This is a genomic window from Bacillus massilinigeriensis (genome assembly GCF_900111815.1).
GTDB lineage: Bacteria > Bacillota > Bacilli > Bacillales > Cytobacillaceae > Mesobacillus_C > Mesobacillus_C mediterraneensis.
Window position 1 is genome coordinate 648,686 of sequence record NZ_LT630004.1, and the last position, 17,077, is coordinate 665,762.

Annotated in this window: 24 protein-coding genes and 1 pseudogene; 23 read left to right on the plus strand and 2 right to left on the minus strand. The window is 44.4% G+C overall.

All coding sequences use genetic code 11. The annotated features are described in order from the left end of the window. Window positions 1-13: 13 nt before the first annotated feature. From rpsE to BQ5796_RS17795, 19 genes and pseudogenes are all read left to right on the plus strand, one after another. On the plus strand, window positions 14-514 hold the full coding sequence (rpsE, locus tag BQ5796_RS03460; RefSeq protein WP_071458964.1) for a 30S ribosomal protein S5: 501 nt from the start codon (window positions 14-16) through the stop codon (window positions 512-514). A gap of 14 nt (window positions 515-528) precedes the next feature. Further along, window positions 529-711, plus strand: coding sequence for a 50S ribosomal protein L30 (gene rpmD / locus BQ5796_RS03465; protein WP_071458965.1), 183 nt, complete (start codon window positions 529-531; stop codon window positions 709-711). 36 nt (window positions 712-747) lie between these two features. Continuing rightward, the gene (rplO, locus tag BQ5796_RS03470; RefSeq protein WP_071458966.1) at window positions 748-1,188 is read left to right on the plus strand and encodes a 50S ribosomal protein L15; all 441 of its coding nucleotides are present in this window, start codon (window positions 748-750) and stop codon (window positions 1,186-1,188) included. Next, a complete protein-coding gene (gene secY / locus BQ5796_RS03475; protein ID WP_071458967.1) occupies window positions 1,188-2,492 on the plus strand; it encodes a preprotein translocase subunit SecY in 1,305 nt (434 codons plus the stop codon). The genes rplO and secY overlap by 1 nt, the downstream gene beginning before the upstream one ends. Window positions 2,493-2,546: 54 nt before the next feature. Beyond that, window positions 2,547-3,197: an adenylate kinase gene (locus BQ5796_RS03480; RefSeq protein WP_071458968.1), complete on the plus strand. Its 651-nt coding sequence runs from the start codon at window positions 2,547-2,549 to the stop codon at window positions 3,195-3,197. Then, window positions 3,197-3,943, plus strand: coding sequence for a type I methionyl aminopeptidase (gene map / locus BQ5796_RS03485; RefSeq protein WP_071458969.1), 747 nt, complete (start codon window positions 3,197-3,199; stop codon window positions 3,941-3,943). The genes BQ5796_RS03480 and map overlap by 1 nt, the downstream gene beginning before the upstream one ends. Window positions 3,944-4,229: 286 nt before the next feature. Then, window positions 4,230-4,448, plus strand: coding sequence for a translation initiation factor IF-1 (gene infA / locus BQ5796_RS03490; protein WP_028390440.1), 219 nt, complete (start codon window positions 4,230-4,232; stop codon window positions 4,446-4,448). Window positions 4,449-4,483: 35 nt separating this feature from the next. After that, complete coding sequence (rpmJ, locus tag BQ5796_RS03495; RefSeq protein WP_003156543.1) at window positions 4,484-4,597, plus strand: 50S ribosomal protein L36; 114 nt, start codon at window positions 4,484-4,486, stop codon at window positions 4,595-4,597. A gap of 21 nt (window positions 4,598-4,618) precedes the next feature. Further along, complete coding sequence (gene rpsM / locus BQ5796_RS03500) at window positions 4,619-4,984, plus strand: 30S ribosomal protein S13 (protein ID WP_071458970.1); 366 nt, start codon at window positions 4,619-4,621, stop codon at window positions 4,982-4,984. Window positions 4,985-5,008: 24 nt separating this feature from the next. Further along, complete coding sequence (rpsK, locus tag BQ5796_RS03505; protein ID WP_071458971.1) at window positions 5,009-5,398, plus strand: 30S ribosomal protein S11; 390 nt, start codon at window positions 5,009-5,011, stop codon at window positions 5,396-5,398. Between the two features lie 167 nt (window positions 5,399-5,565). Continuing rightward, on the plus strand, window positions 5,566-6,510 hold the full coding sequence (locus BQ5796_RS03510; protein WP_071458972.1) for a DNA-directed RNA polymerase subunit alpha: 945 nt from the start codon (window positions 5,566-5,568) through the stop codon (window positions 6,508-6,510). Window positions 6,511-6,587: 77 nt separating this feature from the next. Next, window positions 6,588-6,950, plus strand: coding sequence for a 50S ribosomal protein L17 (rplQ, locus tag BQ5796_RS03515; RefSeq protein WP_071458973.1), 363 nt, complete (start codon window positions 6,588-6,590; stop codon window positions 6,948-6,950). A gap of 385 nt (window positions 6,951-7,335) precedes the next feature. Further along, a complete protein-coding gene (locus BQ5796_RS03520; RefSeq protein WP_071458974.1) occupies window positions 7,336-8,175 on the plus strand; it encodes an energy-coupling factor ABC transporter ATP-binding protein in 840 nt (279 codons plus the stop codon). Next, window positions 8,151-9,026 carry an energy-coupling factor ABC transporter ATP-binding protein gene (locus tag BQ5796_RS03525; RefSeq protein WP_071458975.1) on the plus strand — a complete coding sequence of 292 codons (876 nt, stop codon included), beginning with the start codon at window positions 8,151-8,153 and terminating at the stop codon, window positions 9,024-9,026. Before BQ5796_RS03520 ends, BQ5796_RS03525 begins: the two co-directional genes overlap by 25 nt. Then, window positions 9,016-9,813 carry an energy-coupling factor transporter transmembrane component T family protein gene (locus BQ5796_RS03530; protein ID WP_071458976.1) on the plus strand — a complete coding sequence of 266 codons (798 nt, stop codon included), beginning with the start codon at window positions 9,016-9,018 and terminating at the stop codon, window positions 9,811-9,813. Before BQ5796_RS03525 ends, BQ5796_RS03530 begins: the two co-directional genes overlap by 11 nt. 6 nt (window positions 9,814-9,819) lie before the next feature. Further along, entirely contained in the window at window positions 9,820-10,557 is a 738-nt protein-coding gene (truA, locus tag BQ5796_RS03535; protein ID WP_071461129.1) for a tRNA pseudouridine(38-40) synthase TruA, read from the plus strand. Between the two features lie 178 nt (window positions 10,558-10,735). After that, window positions 10,736-11,173: a 50S ribosomal protein L13 gene (rplM, locus tag BQ5796_RS03540; protein ID WP_071458977.1), complete on the plus strand. Its 438-nt coding sequence runs from the start codon at window positions 10,736-10,738 to the stop codon at window positions 11,171-11,173. 20 nt (window positions 11,174-11,193) lie between these two features. Beyond that, window positions 11,194-11,586: a 30S ribosomal protein S9 gene (gene rpsI / locus BQ5796_RS03545; RefSeq protein WP_071458978.1), complete on the plus strand. Its 393-nt coding sequence runs from the start codon at window positions 11,194-11,196 to the stop codon at window positions 11,584-11,586. A 139-nt stretch (window positions 11,587-11,725) separates the two neighbouring features. After that, window positions 11,726-11,900 (plus strand): annotated as a pseudogene (locus BQ5796_RS17795) (transposase); the annotation flags it as partial. A 326-nt stretch (window positions 11,901-12,226) separates the two neighbouring features. Here the strand turns inward: BQ5796_RS17795 and BQ5796_RS18045 are convergent. Continuing rightward, entirely contained in the window at window positions 12,227-12,367 is a 141-nt protein-coding gene (locus BQ5796_RS18045) for a hypothetical protein (protein WP_159430974.1), read from the minus strand. 576 nt (window positions 12,368-12,943) lie between these two features. Here BQ5796_RS18045 and BQ5796_RS03550 point away from each other — a divergent pair. Further along, window positions 12,944-13,513: a DUF4256 domain-containing protein gene (locus BQ5796_RS03550; RefSeq protein ID WP_200792860.1), complete on the plus strand. Its 570-nt coding sequence runs from the start codon at window positions 12,944-12,946 to the stop codon at window positions 13,511-13,513. Window positions 13,514-13,954: 441 nt separating this feature from the next. Continuing rightward, on the plus strand, window positions 13,955-14,656 hold the full coding sequence (locus BQ5796_RS03555; protein WP_071458980.1) for a class I SAM-dependent methyltransferase: 702 nt from the start codon (window positions 13,955-13,957) through the stop codon (window positions 14,654-14,656). Window positions 14,657-14,673: 17 nt separating this feature from the next. Here BQ5796_RS03555 and BQ5796_RS03560 read toward each other — a convergent pair whose 3' ends face one another. Further along, on the minus strand, window positions 14,674-15,354 hold the full coding sequence (locus BQ5796_RS03560; RefSeq protein WP_071458981.1) for a Crp/Fnr family transcriptional regulator: 681 nt from the start codon (window positions 15,352-15,354) through the stop codon (window positions 14,674-14,676). 175 nt (window positions 15,355-15,529) lie between these two features. On the opposite strand from BQ5796_RS03560, the gene BQ5796_RS03565 reads away from it, so the two are divergent. Beyond that, complete coding sequence (locus BQ5796_RS03565; protein ID WP_071458982.1) at window positions 15,530-15,757, plus strand: DUF1858 domain-containing protein; 228 nt, start codon at window positions 15,530-15,532, stop codon at window positions 15,755-15,757. A 13-nt stretch (window positions 15,758-15,770) separates the two neighbouring features. After that, complete coding sequence (locus tag BQ5796_RS03570; protein ID WP_071458983.1) at window positions 15,771-17,006, plus strand: DUF438 domain-containing protein; 1,236 nt, start codon at window positions 15,771-15,773, stop codon at window positions 17,004-17,006. Window positions 17,007-17,077 lie beyond the last annotated feature (71 nt).

Sequence of the window (17,077 nt, forward strand, 5' to 3'; positions counted from 1 at the left end):
GGGACACACAAAGATGCGTCGTATTGATCCAAACAAACTTGAACTTGAAGAACGCGTAGTAACGGTTAACCGTGTTGCGAAAGTTGTAAAAGGCGGACGCCGCTTCCGTTTCACTGCTCTTGTAGTAGTAGGCGACAAGAACGGCTACGTCGGTTTCGGTACTGGTAAAGCACAAGAAGTACCGGATGCAATCCGCAAGGCTATTGAAGATGCGAAGAAAAACCTTGTATACGTACCAATGGTCGGAACTACTATTCCGCATGAAGTTATCGGTCACTTTGGTGCCGGCGAAATCCTATTGAAGCCAGCTGCAGAAGGTACTGGAGTTATCGCGGGAGGACCTGTCCGTGCCGTGCTTGAACTTGCAGGTGTAGCTGATATCCTTTCGAAATCCCTAGGAACAAACACTCCAATCAACATGGTTCGTGCTACTGTTGATGGACTGAAACAACTAAAGCGTGCTGAAGATGTTGCTAAGCTACGCGGCAAATCAGTCGAAGAACTGTTAGGATAAGGAGGGAAATCAAAATGGCTAACAAATTGGAAATTACCCTCACACGCAGCCTGATCGGTCGTCCGGAAGGTCAGCGTGAAACAGTTAAAGCCCTTGGTCTTAAAAAAATGCACCAAACAGTTGAGCAAGAAGATAATGCTGCCATCCGCGGCATGATCAACAAAGTTGCTCACCTTGTGACGGTTAACGAAAAGTAATAGATTTTCTTCTCTTTAAAATAAGGAGGTGCCAACATGAAACTTCACGAGTTAAAGCCTGCAGAAGGTTCACGCAAAGAACGCAAACGTAAAGGCCGCGGTATCGGATCCGGAAACGGCAAAACTGCCGGAAAAGGTCACAAAGGACAAAACGCTCGTTCTGGCGGCGGTGTACGCCCAGGATTCGAAGGTGGTCAAACACCTTTGTTCAGACGTCTGCCTAAGCGTGGTTTTACGAACATAAACCGCAAGGAATATGCAATCGTAAACCTTGACGCTCTGAACCGTTTTGAAGACGGAACAGAAGTAACACCAGAACTTCTTATTGAAACAGGGCTTGTAAAGAAAGAGTTAGCTGGTATCAAGATTCTTGCCAATGGCAAGCTTGAGAAAAAGCTAACAGTAAAAGCTCAAAAGTTCTCCTCTGCTGCCAAGGAAGCTATCGAAGCTGCCGGCGGACAGCTTGAGGTGATCTAATGTTCCAAACAATCTCCAATTTTATGCGCGTGGGTGAAATTAGAAATAAAATTCTCTTCACCCTTTTAATGTTGATTATATTCCGGTTGGGTGCGTTCATCCCTGTACCTGGCGTAAATGCAGAAATACTCGCTCAGCAGGATGACCTTAGCGTTTTTGGAGTGTTGAACACATTTGGCGGTGGAGCGCTGATGAACTTTTCTATTTTAGCGATGGGAATTATGCCTTACATTACAGCATCGATTATCATCCAGCTCTTGCAAATGGATGTTGTTCCGAAGTTTACGGAATGGTCCAAACAAGGCGAAGTAGGACGAAGGAAGCTCGCTCAAATCACTCGCTATTTTACCATTGTGCTTGGGTTCATCCAGGCTATTGGCATGTCTATCGGTTTTAACAACATGGCAGGCGGCACACTCATCGTGGATACTGGCATTACGTCATATCTGTTGATCGCGCTCGTCCTCACTGCCGGAACTGCATTCCTGATGTGGCTGGGTGAACAGATTACGGCCAAGGGTGTCGGAAACGGAATCTCCATCATCATTTTTGCAGGTATTTGCGCAGGTTTGCCGACAATGGTAAACCAAATTTACGCACAGCAGTTCGAAAATGCAGGGGAGCAGCTGTTCCTTCGCATTGTCACTGTTGTCTTGATTGCTCTTGCGATTATTGCCATCATTGCTGGTGTCATTTTCATTCAGCAAGCAACCAGGAAAATTCCGATACAGTATGCCAAGCGAATGAGTGCAGGCAACCAGCCTGTCGGCGGCCAGAACACTCACTTGCCATTGAAAGTGAATGCGGCCGGCGTCATCCCGGTTATCTTTGCGATTTCGTTCGTTGTTACGCCACCAACAATCGCCCAGTTTTTCGGGGATCCCCAAAAACAGGACTGGACCGATACGGTACAAAAGATTTTTGATTATACACAGCCAATCGGAATGATCATCTATGTTGCATTGATCATTGCATTCACTTATTTCTATGCGTTTATTCAGGTGAATCCGGAGCAGGTTGCGGAAAACTTGAAGAAGCAAGGTGGTTATGTCCCGGGCATCCGTCCTGGACAGAAGACACAGGAATATTTAACGAAGGTTCTTTACCGCCTGACATTTGTGGGAGCTCTTTTCCTTGCTGCCATTTCGGTTTTGCCGGTTTTCTTCATTAAATTTGCTGGTCTGCCTCAATCCGTACAGATTGGCGGCACGAGCCTTCTGATTGTCGTTGGGGTCGCCCTCGAAACGATGAAACAGCTTGAGGCACAGCTTGTAAAACGCCATTATAAAGGATTCATTAAATAAAGGTTTAGGGGATTTATCTTCCCTAAACCTTCATTGGAAACTGGGGGAATTCACATGAATTTAGTTTTAATGGGACTCCCGGGTGCCGGAAAAGGCACGCAGGCCGAGAAGATCGTTGCTAAGTACAATATTCCTCATATCTCTACAGGAGATATGTTCCGCGCTGCAATGAAAGAAGAAACAGAACTTGGACTAAAGGCTAAATCATTCATGGATGCGGGGCAGCTCGTACCGGATGAAGTTACCATCGGCATCGTCCGTGATCGCTTAAGCAAGCCTGACTGCTCAAATGGGTTCCTTCTGGATGGATTTCCGCGCACTGTCGCTCAGGCAGAAGCGTTGGAAGCCATGCTTGCAGACATGGAAAAGAAAATCGACTTTGTCATCAATATTGATGTAGACCAAAGCATTTTGATGGAGCGTTTGACAGGGCGCAGGATTTGTAAGAAGTGTGGGGCAACCTACCATCTTGTATTCAATCCTCCTGCAAACGAAGGCGTATGCGACCGTTGCGGCGGAGAACTATACCAGCGCGCGGACGACAATGCAGAGACTGTTCAGAACAGGTTGGACGTTAATATCGAGCAGACAAAGCCGCTTCTTGCTTTTTATGAGGAACGGGGAATGCTTCGCAACATCAATGGCCAGCAGGATATCAATGTTGTATTCCAAGACATTGAGCAATTGCTTGGGGGCTTAAAATAATGATCATTTGCAAAACCCCTCGTGAAATAGAAATCATGCGCGAGGCTGGACGAATTGTGGCATTGACTCATCAGGAGCTGAAGAAACATGTCGCTCCTGGCATTACGACGAAAGAACTGGACGCCATCGCGGAGGAATTCATCCGCAAATTTGATGCAACACCTTCTTTCAAAGGGTACAATGGTTTCAGCGGCAGCATCTGTGCATCGGTTAACAATGAACTAGTTCACGGGATACCTGGTAAGAGAGTCCTGGAAGAAGGCGATATCATCAGTATTGATATCGGTGCGAAATACAACGGATATCATGGTGATTCAGCCTGGACCTACGGCGTAGGGACAATCGATGATGAATCCCGCCGCTTAATGGAGGTTACAGAGCAATCGCTATACCTTGGGCTTGAAGAAGCAAAGCCGGGTGCGCGCCTGTCGAACATCTCCTATGCTGTTCAAACGTATGTGGAAAACAACGGTTTTTCAATCGTGCGTGAGTATGTAGGCCACGGAATCGGGCAAGAATTACATGAGGACCCTAGTGTCCCTCACTTCGGCCCTCCGAACAAAGGACCTAGGCTACGGCCAGGCATGGTCTTTTGTGTGGAGCCAATGGTGAATGCCGGAAAACGCTATGTCAAGACTTTGGCAGATGACTGGACAGTCGTGACGAATGATGGCAAAAGATGTGCCCATTATGAGCACACAATTGCAATCACAGAAAGCGGCTTCGAAATCCTGACAAAAGCCTGATGGCGATTCGGCAGGTCATGGTGAACCCCGTTTTTAAAAAATGCTCATTTTCATGAGTTTTTAGAGGACGGGAGCGGGCTAATATGATATATTTATAAGGTTGACGGAAGAAAGGGATGTTTTTGAGAGCGGCTGACATACACTTCGACCGGATCACCTTATCATTGAATCCGTTTCTCCAAGATGACAGCCTTGAAAAGGCCGCACGAAAACAGGTATGCTAGATTCGCCTGTGCGAAGCAGTTTGTATCATACGAGAATGAAATATAGAAGGGAGACGAGTTCGATGGCGAAAGATGATGTAATTGAAGTGGAAGGCACAGTACAAGAAACTTTGCCTAATGCCATGTTTAAGGTAGAACTAGAGAACGGTCATACAGTGTTGGCTCACGTTTCCGGCAAGATCAGAATGCATTTTATCCGCATTTTGCCTGGAGACAAAGTAACGGTTGAGCTTTCTCCATATGATTTAACTCGCGGAAGAATTACCTACCGCTTTAAATAAACTGGAAACTCCGAACTATCAGGGAGGTTAGAGTAATGAAAGTGAGACCATCGGTTAAACCGATCTGCGAAAAATGCAAAGTTATCCGCAGAAAAGGTAAAGTTATGGTGATCTGTGAAAACCCTAAACATAAACAAAAACAAGGCTAATATTGAAGGAGGTGCACTTTAATGGCACGTATTGCTGGTGTAGATATTCCACGTGAAAAGCGTGTAGTTATTTCATTGACTTATATTTTCGGGATCGGCAGACCAACTGCTGAAAAGATCCTTGCTGAAGCTGGTGTTTCTGAAGACACTCGCGTTCGCGATCTTACAGAAGACGAATTGAACAAAATCCGTGAAATCGTTGACAAGCTAAAAGTAGAAGGCGACCTTCGTCGTGAAGTATCCCTTAACATCAAACGTTTGATGGAAATCGGTTCTTACCGTGGTCTTCGTCACCGTCGCGGTCTTCCTGTCCGTGGCCAAAACACGAAGAACAACGCTCGTACGCGTAAGGGTCCTCGTAAGACTGTAGCTAACAAGAAAAAATAATCGGTAAAGGAGGTAAACATTAGAATGGCTCGTAAAACTAATACACGCAAGCGCCGTGTGAAAAAGAATATTGAGGCGGGAGTTGCACATATTCGTTCAACTTTCAACAACACTATCGTAACTATCACAGATGTACATGGGAATGCTATCTCATGGTCAAGTGCAGGTGCGCTTGGATTCAGAGGTTCCCGTAAATCTACTCCATTTGCTGCTCAAATGGCAGCAGAAACAGCAGCTAAGACTTCCATGGAACATGGCATGAAAACTCTTGAAGTAACAGTAAAAGGACCAGGTGCTGGCCGCGAAGCAGCAATCCGTGCCCTTCAGGCAGCAGGCCTCGAAGTTACTGCAATCAGAGACGTAACTCCAGTTCCTCATAACGGCTGCCGCCCACCAAAACGTCGCCGTGTTTAATTTTTCTGTATAGAATTTGTATCCCTGTCTATAATGGGTTATGATACGTATATTTCTATATACAGAGAGTTGTCCAGTTGTTGTGCACAGACGGGAACGTATACATGGGGACTTACGGCAAGGACTATCCTGCCGGGGTTTCGACGTTTTGAAGGAGGGTATATTTGATGATCGAAATAGAAAAACCAAAAATCGAAACGATTGAGATCAGCGATGATGCCAAATACGGCAAGTTTGTCGTAGAACCGCTTGAGCGTGGATATGGTACAACTTTGGGTAACTCCTTACGTCGTATCCTTTTATCCTCACTTCCAGGTGCCGCTGTTACGTCGATTCAAATCGATGGTGTACTTCATGAGTTCTCTACAATTGAAGGCGTCGTGGAAGATGTTACATCCATCATCCTGAATGTTAAGAAGCTGGCGTTAAAAATTTACTCTGACGAAGAGAAGACACTGGAAATCGATATTCAGGGCGAAGGTGCCGTCAAGGCAGGCAACATCACACACGACAGCGATGTCGAGATCTTAAATCCCGATCTTCATATTGCTACTCTTTCAAGCAAAGGGTCATTGCGCATGCGCTTGACTGCAAGAAGAGGCCGTGGTTATACACCTGCTGATCAAAACAAGCGAGAAGACCAGCCAATCGGTGTCATTCCGATCGATTCAATCTATACACCGGTATCTCGTGTATCTTACCAGGTTGAAAACACTCGTGTCGGCCAAATGACCAACTATGATAAATTGACATTCGATGTTTGGACGGATGGAAGCACAGGACCGAAAGAAGCAATCGCGCTTGGTGCAAAAATCCTCACAGAACATTTGAATATATTTGTCGGATTGACTGATGAAGCTCAAAATGCGGAGATCATGGTAGAAAAAGAAGAAGATCAAAAAGAAAAAGTTCTTGAGATGACAATCGAGGAACTAGATCTTTCTGTTCGTTCTTATAACTGCCTGAAGCGTGCCGGAATCAATACCGTTCAAGAGCTTGCTCATAAGACGGAAGAAGATATGATGAAAGTTCGCAACCTAGGCAGAAAGTCATTGGAAGAAGTAAAGGCAAAATTAGAAGAGCTAGGCTTAGGCCTTCGTAAGGATGACTGATAGATTCACCTTACTTGGGCGTTTTGCTGCGAAGCAAAAAAGCTGGTTCATAACTTCAACAAAGGAGGGAAACACTCATGGCATACAGAAAGCTAGGCCGTACAAGTGCGCAGCGTAAAGCGATGCTTCGTGACTTGACAACTGATTTAATCATAAATGAGCGTATCGAAACAACTGAAACTCGCGCGAAGGAATTGCGTTCAGTCGTTGAAAAAATGATTACCCTTGGAAAGCGCGGAGATCTTCATGCACGTCGTCAAGCTGCATCTTGGATCCGCAATGAAATTGCTAACGCTGAAACGAAGCAAGATGCACTTCAAAAGCTTTTCGCTGATGTAGCTCCACGCTACGCTGAGCGTCAAGGCGGATACACTCGCATCATGAAGCTCGGACCACGCCGCGGTGACGGTGCACCAATGGTCATCATTGAGCTAGTTTAATACTTTTTCATTCAAAACAAGGGAGATGGACAGTTTTGACAAACTTGTTTCATCCCCTTTTTTCATAATTGCATCGACGAATGAAGCAACTCAGGCCAAACGAGCGTTACGATGAGCGAAGTACTGCAAAAGGTCTGCCGGCTGCTACTTGTCTGGCTTACCTGTTCGTCTCGTCTAGCTCATGCACCTTTTCCCCATCCTCCTTCAGGATGTGCGTTATTAGCGGAAGCCGTTTCCGCTGGGAAAAGGTGCAGGCTTTTTTTGTATCTAAACATTTTTTCAGCAGTCTGAAAATAGAGGAGAACGGACATTTTTTTATTCATCCGTTATGATGGAGAAGTGTCCTGAAGCAGAGCATAGATTGTCTCAAGGAGTGGAGAAGAGGATGGCAAAGCAGCTGGTGAAGCTAGAGCATGTTACGTATCAATACGATGACCAGGAAACACCTGCATTGAAGGATGTCAGCCTTGAAGTGCAGGAAGGGGAGTGGCTTGCAATTGTCGGCCACAATGGGTCAGGGAAATCTACCCTTGCAAGGATACTGAACGGCCTTCTGTTCCCGCAGCATGGCAGTGTCATGGTATGCGGACATGAATTAAACGAAGAGAGCATCTGGGAAATCCGAAAGTCAATCGGCATGGTATTCCAAAACCCCGATAATCAGTTTGTCGGGACAACGGTGCAGGATGATGTGGCTTTTGGTCTGGAAAACGGCGGCATTCCCCCGGTGGAAATGAGGGAGCGGGTCAAAGACGCCTTAAGCAAGGTAAAGATGGACCAATTTCTCGATCAAGAGCCGCACCATCTTTCTGGAGGGCAAAAGCAGCGCGTCGCGATTGCAGGCATACTCGCATTGCGTCCGGCCATCATCGTGCTGGATGAAGCAACATCCATGCTGGATCCCCGCGGAAGGGAAGAAGTGTTCCAGACGGTATTGGAATTGAAGGAAAGGGAAAACCTCACTGTTCTTTCGATAACCCATGACCTCGAAGAAGCAGCGAAAGCAGACCGAATTATCGTGATGAACAGAGGAAAAGTGTACCGTTCAGGCACTCCGGAGGAAGTTTTCCGGCTTGCTGAAGAGTTAATTCGCCTGGGGCTGGACATACCATTCCCTGTAAAAATAAGCAAGATGCTGCGTGAGAAGGGGATTGATCTTTCCAGGCAGTTTTTAAGTGAAGAAGAGTTGGTGGCAGAGCTATGGACATCTCACTGCTCAATGTAGAATACCGCTATCAGGCGGATACACCGTTTGAGCGGCTCGCACTCTCGGATGTTTCAATTAATATCCCAAGCGGTGCATATGTCGCCATCATCGGCCACACAGGCTCGGGAAAATCGACCGTCCTTCAGCATTTGAATGCCTTGCTGAAACCGACAAAAGGAACCGTTCTGCTCGGTAGCAGGGAAATCAGGGCTGGCAGGAAAGAAAAGAATTTGAAGGCAGTCAGAGAAAAAGTCGGTATTGTCTTCCAATTCCCGGAGCATCAGCTTTTTGAGGAAACAGTCGAAAAGGATATTATGTTCGGTCCGCTTAACTTCGGCGTTTCTGAGAGCGAAGCGAAAGAGCGTGCTGCGGTTGCAATTCGCCAGGTTGGGCTCGATGCAAGCATTCTTGAAAAATCACCATTCGACTTATCCGGAGGGCAAATGCGCCGCGTTGCAATAGCAGGAGTTTTGGCGATGAAGCCAGAGGTGATTGTTCTTGATGAACCAACAGCAGGGCTTGATCCCCGCGGACGGAAAGAAATTATGGACTTGTTCTACAGGCTCCATCATGAAAACAGGATTTCGACTGTACTAGTGACACACAGCATGGAAGATGCTGCTCATTATGCGGATGATATCTTCATTATGCAAAAAGGCTCCGTTTACAAGAAAGGGAGCCCGATAGAGATTTTCTCGTCGCCGCAAATCCTTGTTGATATGGGACTTGATGTGCCGGAGGTCGTCCGGTTTCAACTGAAGTTCGAGAAGGCGTTCGGCCGGAAGCTCGGCAAAATCTGTCTGACGGCAGAAGAGCTTACCGACGAGGTAGCGCGAGTGCTGAAGGGGGCTGGCCTCCATGATGGATAAAGTTTTATTCGGCCGCTATGTACCAGCTGATTCCGTGCTGCACCGGATGGACCCGCGATCGAAGCTTATTCTTATCTTTTTATATGTCTGTATTGTCTTTTTGGCCAATAACCCATGGACTTATATAATTCTAGGTGTCTATACTCTTTTTCTTGCAGGAATGTCGAAGATCCCTGCAAGATTCTTGATTGCCGGACTGAAGCCGGTGCTATGGCTTGTATTATTTACGTTCCTCCTGCATTTCTTTTTCACAAAAGGCGGCGATCCGTTTTTTAAGATTGGGAGCTATGCAATCTATGAGGAAGGAATCCGGCAAGGTATCTATATTTCACTTCGGTTTCTCTTGTTGATTATCGTTACGTCTCTTCTGACGCTTACGACGACACCTATTGAAATTACGGACGGGCTGGAGAGCTTGCTTGGACCGCTGAAAAAAATCCGCTTCCCAGTCCATGAACTTGCACTGATGATGTCCATCTCACTCCGCTTCATCCCAACGCTGATGCAGGAGACGGATAAAATCATGAAGGCGCAAATGGCGCGTGGTGTCGAGTACACAAGCGGCCCGGTCAAGGATAGACTGAAGGCTATCGTCCCGCTTTTAATCCCGTTGTTCGTCAGCTCCTTCAAGAGGGCAGAAGAGCTTGCTATCGCCATGGAGGCGCGCGGTTACAGGGGCGGCGAAGGCAGGACAAAGTACAGACAGCTGAGCTGGACGTTTGCCGATACAGGCATGCTGCTCTTGCTTGGTGCATTGACGATTTTATTAGTAGTGTTCAGGGGCTGATAGATGGTGAAAAGAATTAAATGCATCGTCGCCTATGATGGGACAAATTTTGCCGGTTATCAGGTTCAGCCGGGAAAGCGCACGGTCCAAAGTGAACTGGAGGCAGCGCTTGTGAAAATCCACAAAGGCCATGATGTGCGAGTATTCGCCTCGGGCCGTACGGATGCTGGCGTCCATGCCAAGGGACAGGTCATCCACTTTAACACGCCCTTGGGCCTACCAGAAGACAGGTGGATACCAGCGCTCAATTCGCTGCTGCCTCCTGATATCGCCATTCAGCATTCAAAAGCCGTTTCCCCTGATTTCCATGCGCGCTTTGATGCAGTGGGGAAGGAGTATCGCTACTTCATTCATCGCGGCAAAACGCGCGACCCTTTTAAGCGAAATTACAGCTATCAGTTTCCTTACCCGCTGGCTCTTGAGAGAATCCGAGAAGCCATTCCGTTTTTGACAGGTACGCATGATTTCACAAGCTTTTGCTCTGCGAAGACAGAAGTAGAGGACAGGGTACGGACATTGGAGGAGATCGAACTTATCGAAGGTGATGACGGGTTTGTACTCTGCTTCAGGGGCAACGGATTCCTCTACAACATGGTGAGGATTTTAACTGGAACGCTGCTTGAAGTAGGCTCAGGAGAACGTGCTCCAGAGGAACTGACAGAAGTGCTCGAAAGACGAGACCGTTCCGCAGCCGGGAAGACTGCCCCTGGTAACGGATTATATCTTTGGGAAGTTTTCTACTAGCAATTTCGGAAAAAATACTATGACAACTAATCCTGGTGTTGACAATCTGGACATAAGGATATATCATATCATATGTATGTATTTTAAACCCACGATAAGCCCCGGAAAGCCTTATCTGTGTAAAATATATCGACCGTAATGAAAATAGGATTTTTTTTAATTAACAGGAGGGACACTCATGCGTTCAACGTTTATGGCAAATGCCAAGAATATCGAGCGTAAATGGTATGTCATCGATGCAGAAGGCCAAACTCTTGGTCGCCTTGCAAGCGAAGTTGCATCCATTTTGCGCGGTAAACATAAGCCGACTTTCACTCCACATGTAGATACTGGAGATCATGTCATCATCATCAATGCTTCAAAGATCGAACTTACTGGCAAGAAATTGACTGACAAAATCTACTACCGCCACTCTATGCACCCAGGCGGACTAAAGCAAAGAACTGCTTTGGAAATGCGTACGAACTACCCTACAAAAATGCTTGAGCTTGCTATCAAAGGCATGCTTCCAAAGAACTCTCTTGGACGTCAAATGTTCAAAAAACTGAATGTATATGCTGGAAACGAGCATCCACATCAGGCACAACAACCTGAAGTTTACGAACTTCGCGGATAATTATTAAGGAGGTTATTAACTTGGCACAGGTTCAATATATCGGTACCGGTCGTCGTAAGAGCTCCGTTGCAAGGGTTCGCCTAGTACCTGGCGACGGTAAAATCATCATCAATGGTCGTGAAATCGAAGACTATATCCCATTCGCAGCATTGCGTGAAGTGGTTAAACAACCACTTGTAGCTACTGAAACTCTTGGCAGCTATGACATTCTTGTCAACGTACATGGCGGCGGCTACACTGGTCAAGCTGGCGCAATCCGCCACGGCATCGCTCGTGCATTGCTTCAAGTTGATCCAGAATACCGTCCATCCCTTAAGAGTGCAGGTCTTCTGACTCGTGACGCTCGTATGAAAGAACGTAAAAAATACGGTCTTAAAGGCGCTCGTCGTGCACCTCAGTTCTCAAAACGTTAATATTGCCTAAATATCAACGTTTCAAACCCTTTTCTGAACTTTCGGGAAAGGGTTTTTTTATGTCCCACCCTTCTGCATGAGATATCGCACTGCATATTTATATGCATACGGAGAATCTTCAGGAGGTGCGGCACGTCAATCCTTTAAAGCAGCTGTCAAACAAGCGCTTGGGAAGCCAGTTATTGTGGCCGACAGGTTTCACTTTGTCCGACATCTATTGGGCGCTCGATGGTGTAAGGAGACGGGTTCAATCCAGTTGGCACGACTACGATCGGAAGAAATGGAAAAAAATGCGTCATGTATTTTATAAGAAACCCTCTCTTTTTGTTCCAACGAAAATCAAACGCTGTTATTCTCTTTCATATTGATCGACCTATGTGTTATTTATCTAACTATAACACTAAAGTATCGTACGACATCTATCCTAGCAGAGGGGGAAAAACACTTTACTAAACTCAACAAAGAGGTATACTGCGATTGTAGCTTATGCCTCAACTTGGTGCGGAGTTTCAGTTAAACATTCTTGCAGTAGTTTTACAAACAACCCAAAATAAAATTAAAGGAGACTTTATTTATGTTAACTAGTTTTGGAGTTCCAGGAATCATTATTACAGGCTTAGCGATAGTTGGATTAGTTTTTTTATTTAAAAAAATGTTCAAGCGAAATAACTAACATTAAAATAGTATTAGAAAAAGCAGCTAAAATTCCATGCATGTACTTCTGGAACATCTCGGCTGTTTTCTCTTTCGCTTCATCGGTCACATGAGTGTAAATATCCATTGTGGTCTTACGCCAATATTTTAAGGATGCCTATTTGTACCCGCCCACGATAAACAACGGATACGGACTGCCAAAGCAAAGCATCGTTAACGTGCTGAATGCGTAGGAAGCGCATTGCAAACCGCTGGTATTTCATATAGACGCGGTTCTATTCTCGTATTCAATCTCGATTTCATTCTCTCCGTTCCAGTTTGGGTGGCATTCGGGTGGATTGACGGGTTACAATGATTAGTAGAAAACTCGTGTATACAGCATTGTTCCATTGGAGTAACCAACTTTTTCCGAAACAAACAGTTATGGGGGGTTGACTTGGTAAGAGTAGACAATAAAGAGAAAAAAGACTTGTATAAGGTCGTATTAACTTTTGGAATAGGTTGTGCTGTACTAGCACTTGTTCCTTTCATCTATGGCCTTTTTTGAGTTTCTTTTCAAAAATCAGGCCAGATAATGCGGAATGAAATTACTACATCATAAAACTTATTGGTAAACTGAACTTACACAACTATGATAATTATAAGGCAAATATTTATATAGACTTAAACGATTATGAGTAAAAATAATAAGGGGGAAACTAACATGACAGTGAGCAATAAAAAGGAGTTGTCACTAGAACAACGTGAAGAATTACTCAGAAAATTAAAAGCCCGTTTTGAAAAAAGCATGCACCGCCATGAAGGTGTGGAATGGGCTAATGTTCAAGCAAAGCTGGATGCTAATCCTGAAAAACTGTGGCGGCTCAATGAAATGGAAGTAACCGGTGGAGAACCGGATGTTGTTGGTTATGATAAAAAGAAGGACGAATACATTTTTTATGATTGTTCAGCGGAAAGTCCTAAAGGTCGCAGAAGTGTTTGTTACGACCGTGAAGCACTGGAGTCAAGGAAAAAACATAAACCAGATAATAACGCTATTGATATGGCGGCTGACATGGGCATTGAACTATTAACGGAAGAACAATATCGAGCGTTACAGCAACTTGAAAACTTCGATATGAAAACGTCTAGCTGGGTACAAACACCGGCTGATATTAGAGAACTGGGTGGTGCGCTTTTTTGCGATCGTCGCTTCGGGCATGTCTTCGTGTATCATAACGGTGCGGACTCTTACTATGCTGCCAGGGGGTTCCGTGGCTCGCTAAGAGTCTAACCTTTGCACAGACAGCTAAATTTGAATTTGAGAACAAATCACCTAGTGATTGTACATCAGCACAGATAAAAAATGATCAACCTTTTTTATAAAACCACCACCTTAATTGAATAGGAAAACAGCTGATTAGCCTACTGCTCAAGGAGCATGAAAATCAAGATACAACAAGACTAGGCGCTAATATTTACATAGTGGATTTTAAAAGGTACACCCTTTTCCGAACTTTCGGGAGAGGGTTTTTGTCATATCCAAATGTGGCCTGACATTTCCCTTTTATAATGTGTCCCAGGTCACATTTTTTGCTTGAAAAATACTGTATAGTCATGTTGAGGATGATTTTTTCAACCTTACACAATTCAATGTTTTAGGATGGAAACAGTAATATAAGAACAAGTCTCGGAAATATTGGAGTCTTTGATTGATAGAAAGGAGAATGTGATGATGTCTTTCTACAAAACATTAACACCTTATTATGATGATATTTTTCCTGCAAACGAAAAAACACTCGCCTTTTTGGCAGATCATTTCAAAGTGGGAGCTTCTATTTTAGATGTAGGAGCAGGGACGGGGAACATGGCAGTTTCTCTTGCCAAGAAAGGTTTCCGCCTAACAGCGATGGAGCCAGAGAAGGGCATGGCGGAACAAGTCCGTCTGAAGGCCCAAGCTCAACAGCTTCCAATCAGCGTTACGACGGATACGATGCAGCAACTTGATACGGTTGATGGAACATTTCAAGGAATTTATTGTATCGGCAACACGCTTGTTCACTTGAATGATATGGAGGAAATGCGCACCTTTTTTCAACAAACGTTTGATAAATTGGAGACGAAAGGCGTCTTTATTTTTCAAATCGTGAATTTTGATAAGAAGGATTTTGTTTTCCCGGTTATTGAAAAAGAGGGCTTTTTATTTGAACGCCAGTATAAACGAGATGGCGAGAAGATATTGTTCACGACGACGCTCTCCACAAAAGAGCGTGCCCAAACTAACACCATTTCGTTGTATCCGGCTACCGAAGCGCAGTTGCGCCCATTATTGGAAGCGTGCGGATTTGAATCCATCACTGCATACGGGAATTTTGCTTTAAAAGCATATAATAACGATGCACCGGCGTTGATTATGGTGGCGAAGAAAGGAAAATAAACAGACTAGCCTTAACGCTATATAAGCAGTTTTTCTAATGCTTCTCTATCGCAAATACGTATTTGCCGGCCTGATAATGCAATATAGCCTTTTTGGTGAAAAAAGGAAAGTTTTCGGCTGAGTGTTTCCCTGGATGCTCCTAGCATCGATGCCGTGTCTGTTTTATTAACGGGGAGTTTGAACGTTTCATGCTCACTGTTTTCACTGCATTGCAGCAGGAAGGAAGCCAATCGTTGTCCGACATCTTGGGTGTTCAATCGACTAAGTCGGAATTCTGCTTTTTCCAGCCTCTCGCTGAGCTGATTGAGCATGTTGAACTGCAAGCTTGGTATTTTGGCGATGATGTCTTTAAATGCGTAGCCTTGCAGTATACAGACTTCGGTCGCCTCGATCGCTTCGGCATTTGATGTTAACGGGTTATTACGGAACAGAGCCAATTCGCCGAAAAAATCGCCTGCCTGAATGATGCGGACGACTTGCTCACGTCCATCCTCGAATACGTGTGTTATTTTGACAGTACCTTGACGGACGATAAATAAATGGTTGCTCAAATCACCAGCAAAAAAAATAACTTCTCCTTTTTTGTATGTTTTATGTGTCATGATGGGGGAAAGCTCCATCATTTCGTTGGGTTTTAAAGATTGAAAAATCGGTACAGCAGATAGGCAATACTTGCGATTACACTGTAGACACTGCACTTGCTCCGTTACCTCCTCAATAAAATTGTTATCTTTCGTTATGTCATATGTTTAAACGATAAAACGAGCGAACTGATATGTTTTATTTTACTTGTTTCTGGATTTTCTTTTTGTGATCTGCATCACATTTTTCTCTGTATCAAGATGTTACAGTTTTAATAGATGAGGTGAGACGATGACAAAAGTAATCGATATCAATCAAACTATTTATGAACTGTATAATCAATATCCTGAAATAATCACAATCATGAGTGAACTCGGTTTTGACCATATTTCGAAGCCCGGGATGCTGCAATCTGCGGGCCGGGTTATGACATTGCCAAAAGGTTGTCGCATGAAAGGTATTTCGTTGCAAACGGCAATCAGTGCCTTTGAACGTCATGGATTTTCTATTAAAGAGTAACGGAGGATAACTGATGAGCGAGTTTATTAATAATCGTGAACAACAATCATTAACGAAACCAGAACGTCAAGAGCTACTAAAAGAAATCATTAAAGAATTGCATAATGGCCGCAGTGTGGAGGAAGTAAAAGGGCGATTTGAAAAGGCAGTAGGAAGCATTACCGTGGAAGAAATTTCGCAATTAGAACATGCATTGATGGAAGAAGAGGGCATTCCGGTTGCGGAGGTACAACGTCTTTGTTCGGTGCATACCGCCATCTTCAAAGGTTCCATTGAAGAAATTCATCGTTCAGAAAGACCGGAAGATCAGCCAGGGCATCCTGTTCATACATTCAAGCGAGAAAATAAGGAAATTGATCTCCTGGTGAATTTCAAAATTCAACTGCATTTTGACCGTTTCAAGAAAGGCGATGAGGAAGAACATATCTACAAGATGATTGAAGACTTGAATTTATTGCTTGATATCGACAAGCATTATAGCCGTAAGGAAAATTTGTTGCTCCCCTTTTTAGAAAAGTACGGTATTCTAGGGCCTACGCAAGTCATGTGGGGAGTAGATGACCGCATTCGTGACGCGATTAAAGCTGCTAAACAGGCTTTGACTCACTACAAAAAAGAAGACAAGCAGCATGTAATCGACACGATGGAAATCGTGATTCGCGAAGTGACGGAAATGATTTTCAAAGAAGAAAACATTTTATTCCCGATGGCACTTCAGCATTTAACGGAGGATGAATGGGGAAAAATCGCTTATGAAAGTGATGTTATCGGCTTTTGTTTGATTGATTCCGTAGCCGAATGGAAGCCAGAAAGACAAGCGTTGGCTGATACGACCATTTCGGAAGGATTTATCCGTATGGAAACCGGCATTTTGTCGATTGAACAATTGGAACTTATGCTAAACCATTTGCCTGTTGATATTACATTCATTGACCAAGATGATGTTGTACGCTATTTTTCTCATGGGAAAGAACGTATCTTCACAAGAACGAAAGCGGTTATCGGAAGAACGGTGCAAAACTGTCATCCGCCGAAAAGTGTTCACGTTGTGGAGCAACTATTGCAAGATTTCAAATCGGGTGTAAAGGACAGCGAGGATTTCTGGATTCAATTCAAAGACAAATATATTTATATCCGTTATTTCGCCGTCCGCGATGAAAAAGGGACATACATGGGTACACTTGAATTCACGCAAAATATTACGCCAATCAAAGAGATCGAAGGCGAAAAGCGTATTCTATCTTTATAAAAACAAAACCAATCTGTACAAATTGTATAGATTGGTTTTGTTTTTTTCCGAGGAAAGGACAAGCAGCTTTT

Bases quoted from the DNA above. Each gene is read 5' to 3' on its own strand.
- rpsM (WP_071458970.1), top strand. From the start codon at position 4,619: ATGGCACGTATTGCTGGTGTAGATATTCCACGTGAAAAGCGTGTAGTT.
- rplO (WP_071458966.1), top strand. From the start codon at position 748: ATGAAACTTCACGAGTTAAAGCCTGCAGAAGGTTCACGCAAAGAACGC.
- BQ5796_RS03565 (WP_071458982.1), top strand. From the start codon at position 15,530: ATGACAAAAGTAATCGATATCAATCAAACTATTTATGAACTGTATAAT.
- rpsK (WP_071458971.1), top strand. From the start codon at position 5,009: ATGGCTCGTAAAACTAATACACGCAAGCGCCGTGTGAAAAAGAATATT.
- rpmJ (WP_003156543.1), top strand. From the start codon at position 4,484: ATGAAAGTGAGACCATCGGTTAAACCGATCTGCGAAAAATGCAAAGTT.
- rplQ (WP_071458973.1), top strand. From the start codon at position 6,588: ATGGCATACAGAAAGCTAGGCCGTACAAGTGCGCAGCGTAAAGCGATG.
- BQ5796_RS03510 (WP_071458972.1), top strand. From the start codon at position 5,566: ATGATCGAAATAGAAAAACCAAAAATCGAAACGATTGAGATCAGCGAT.
- BQ5796_RS03550 (WP_200792860.1), top strand. From the start codon at position 12,944: ATGACAGTGAGCAATAAAAAGGAGTTGTCACTAGAACAACGTGAAGAA.
- BQ5796_RS03555 (WP_071458980.1), top strand. From the start codon at position 13,955: ATGTCTTTCTACAAAACATTAACACCTTATTATGATGATATTTTTCCT.
- BQ5796_RS18045 (WP_159430974.1), bottom strand. From the start codon at position 12,367: ATGGATATTTACACTCATGTGACCGATGAAGCGAAAGAGAAAACAGCC.
- secY (WP_071458967.1), top strand. From the start codon at position 1,188: ATGTTCCAAACAATCTCCAATTTTATGCGCGTGGGTGAAATTAGAAAT.
- rpsE (WP_071458964.1), top strand. From the start codon at position 14: ATGCGTCGTATTGATCCAAACAAACTTGAACTTGAAGAACGCGTAGTA.
- map (WP_071458969.1), top strand. From the start codon at position 3,197: ATGATCATTTGCAAAACCCCTCGTGAAATAGAAATCATGCGCGAGGCT.
- BQ5796_RS03530 (WP_071458976.1), top strand. From the start codon at position 9,016: ATGATGGATAAAGTTTTATTCGGCCGCTATGTACCAGCTGATTCCGTG.
- BQ5796_RS03525 (WP_071458975.1), top strand. From the start codon at position 8,151: ATGGACATCTCACTGCTCAATGTAGAATACCGCTATCAGGCGGATACA.
- BQ5796_RS03480 (WP_071458968.1), top strand. From the start codon at position 2,547: ATGAATTTAGTTTTAATGGGACTCCCGGGTGCCGGAAAAGGCACGCAG.
- rpmD (WP_071458965.1), top strand. From the start codon at position 529: ATGGCTAACAAATTGGAAATTACCCTCACACGCAGCCTGATCGGTCGT.
- rplM (WP_071458977.1), top strand. From the start codon at position 10,736: ATGCGTTCAACGTTTATGGCAAATGCCAAGAATATCGAGCGTAAATGG.
- BQ5796_RS03570 (WP_071458983.1), top strand. From the start codon at position 15,771: ATGAGCGAGTTTATTAATAATCGTGAACAACAATCATTAACGAAACCA.
- BQ5796_RS03520 (WP_071458974.1), top strand. From the start codon at position 7,336: ATGGCAAAGCAGCTGGTGAAGCTAGAGCATGTTACGTATCAATACGAT.
- infA (WP_028390440.1), top strand. From the start codon at position 4,230: ATGGCGAAAGATGATGTAATTGAAGTGGAAGGCACAGTACAAGAAACT.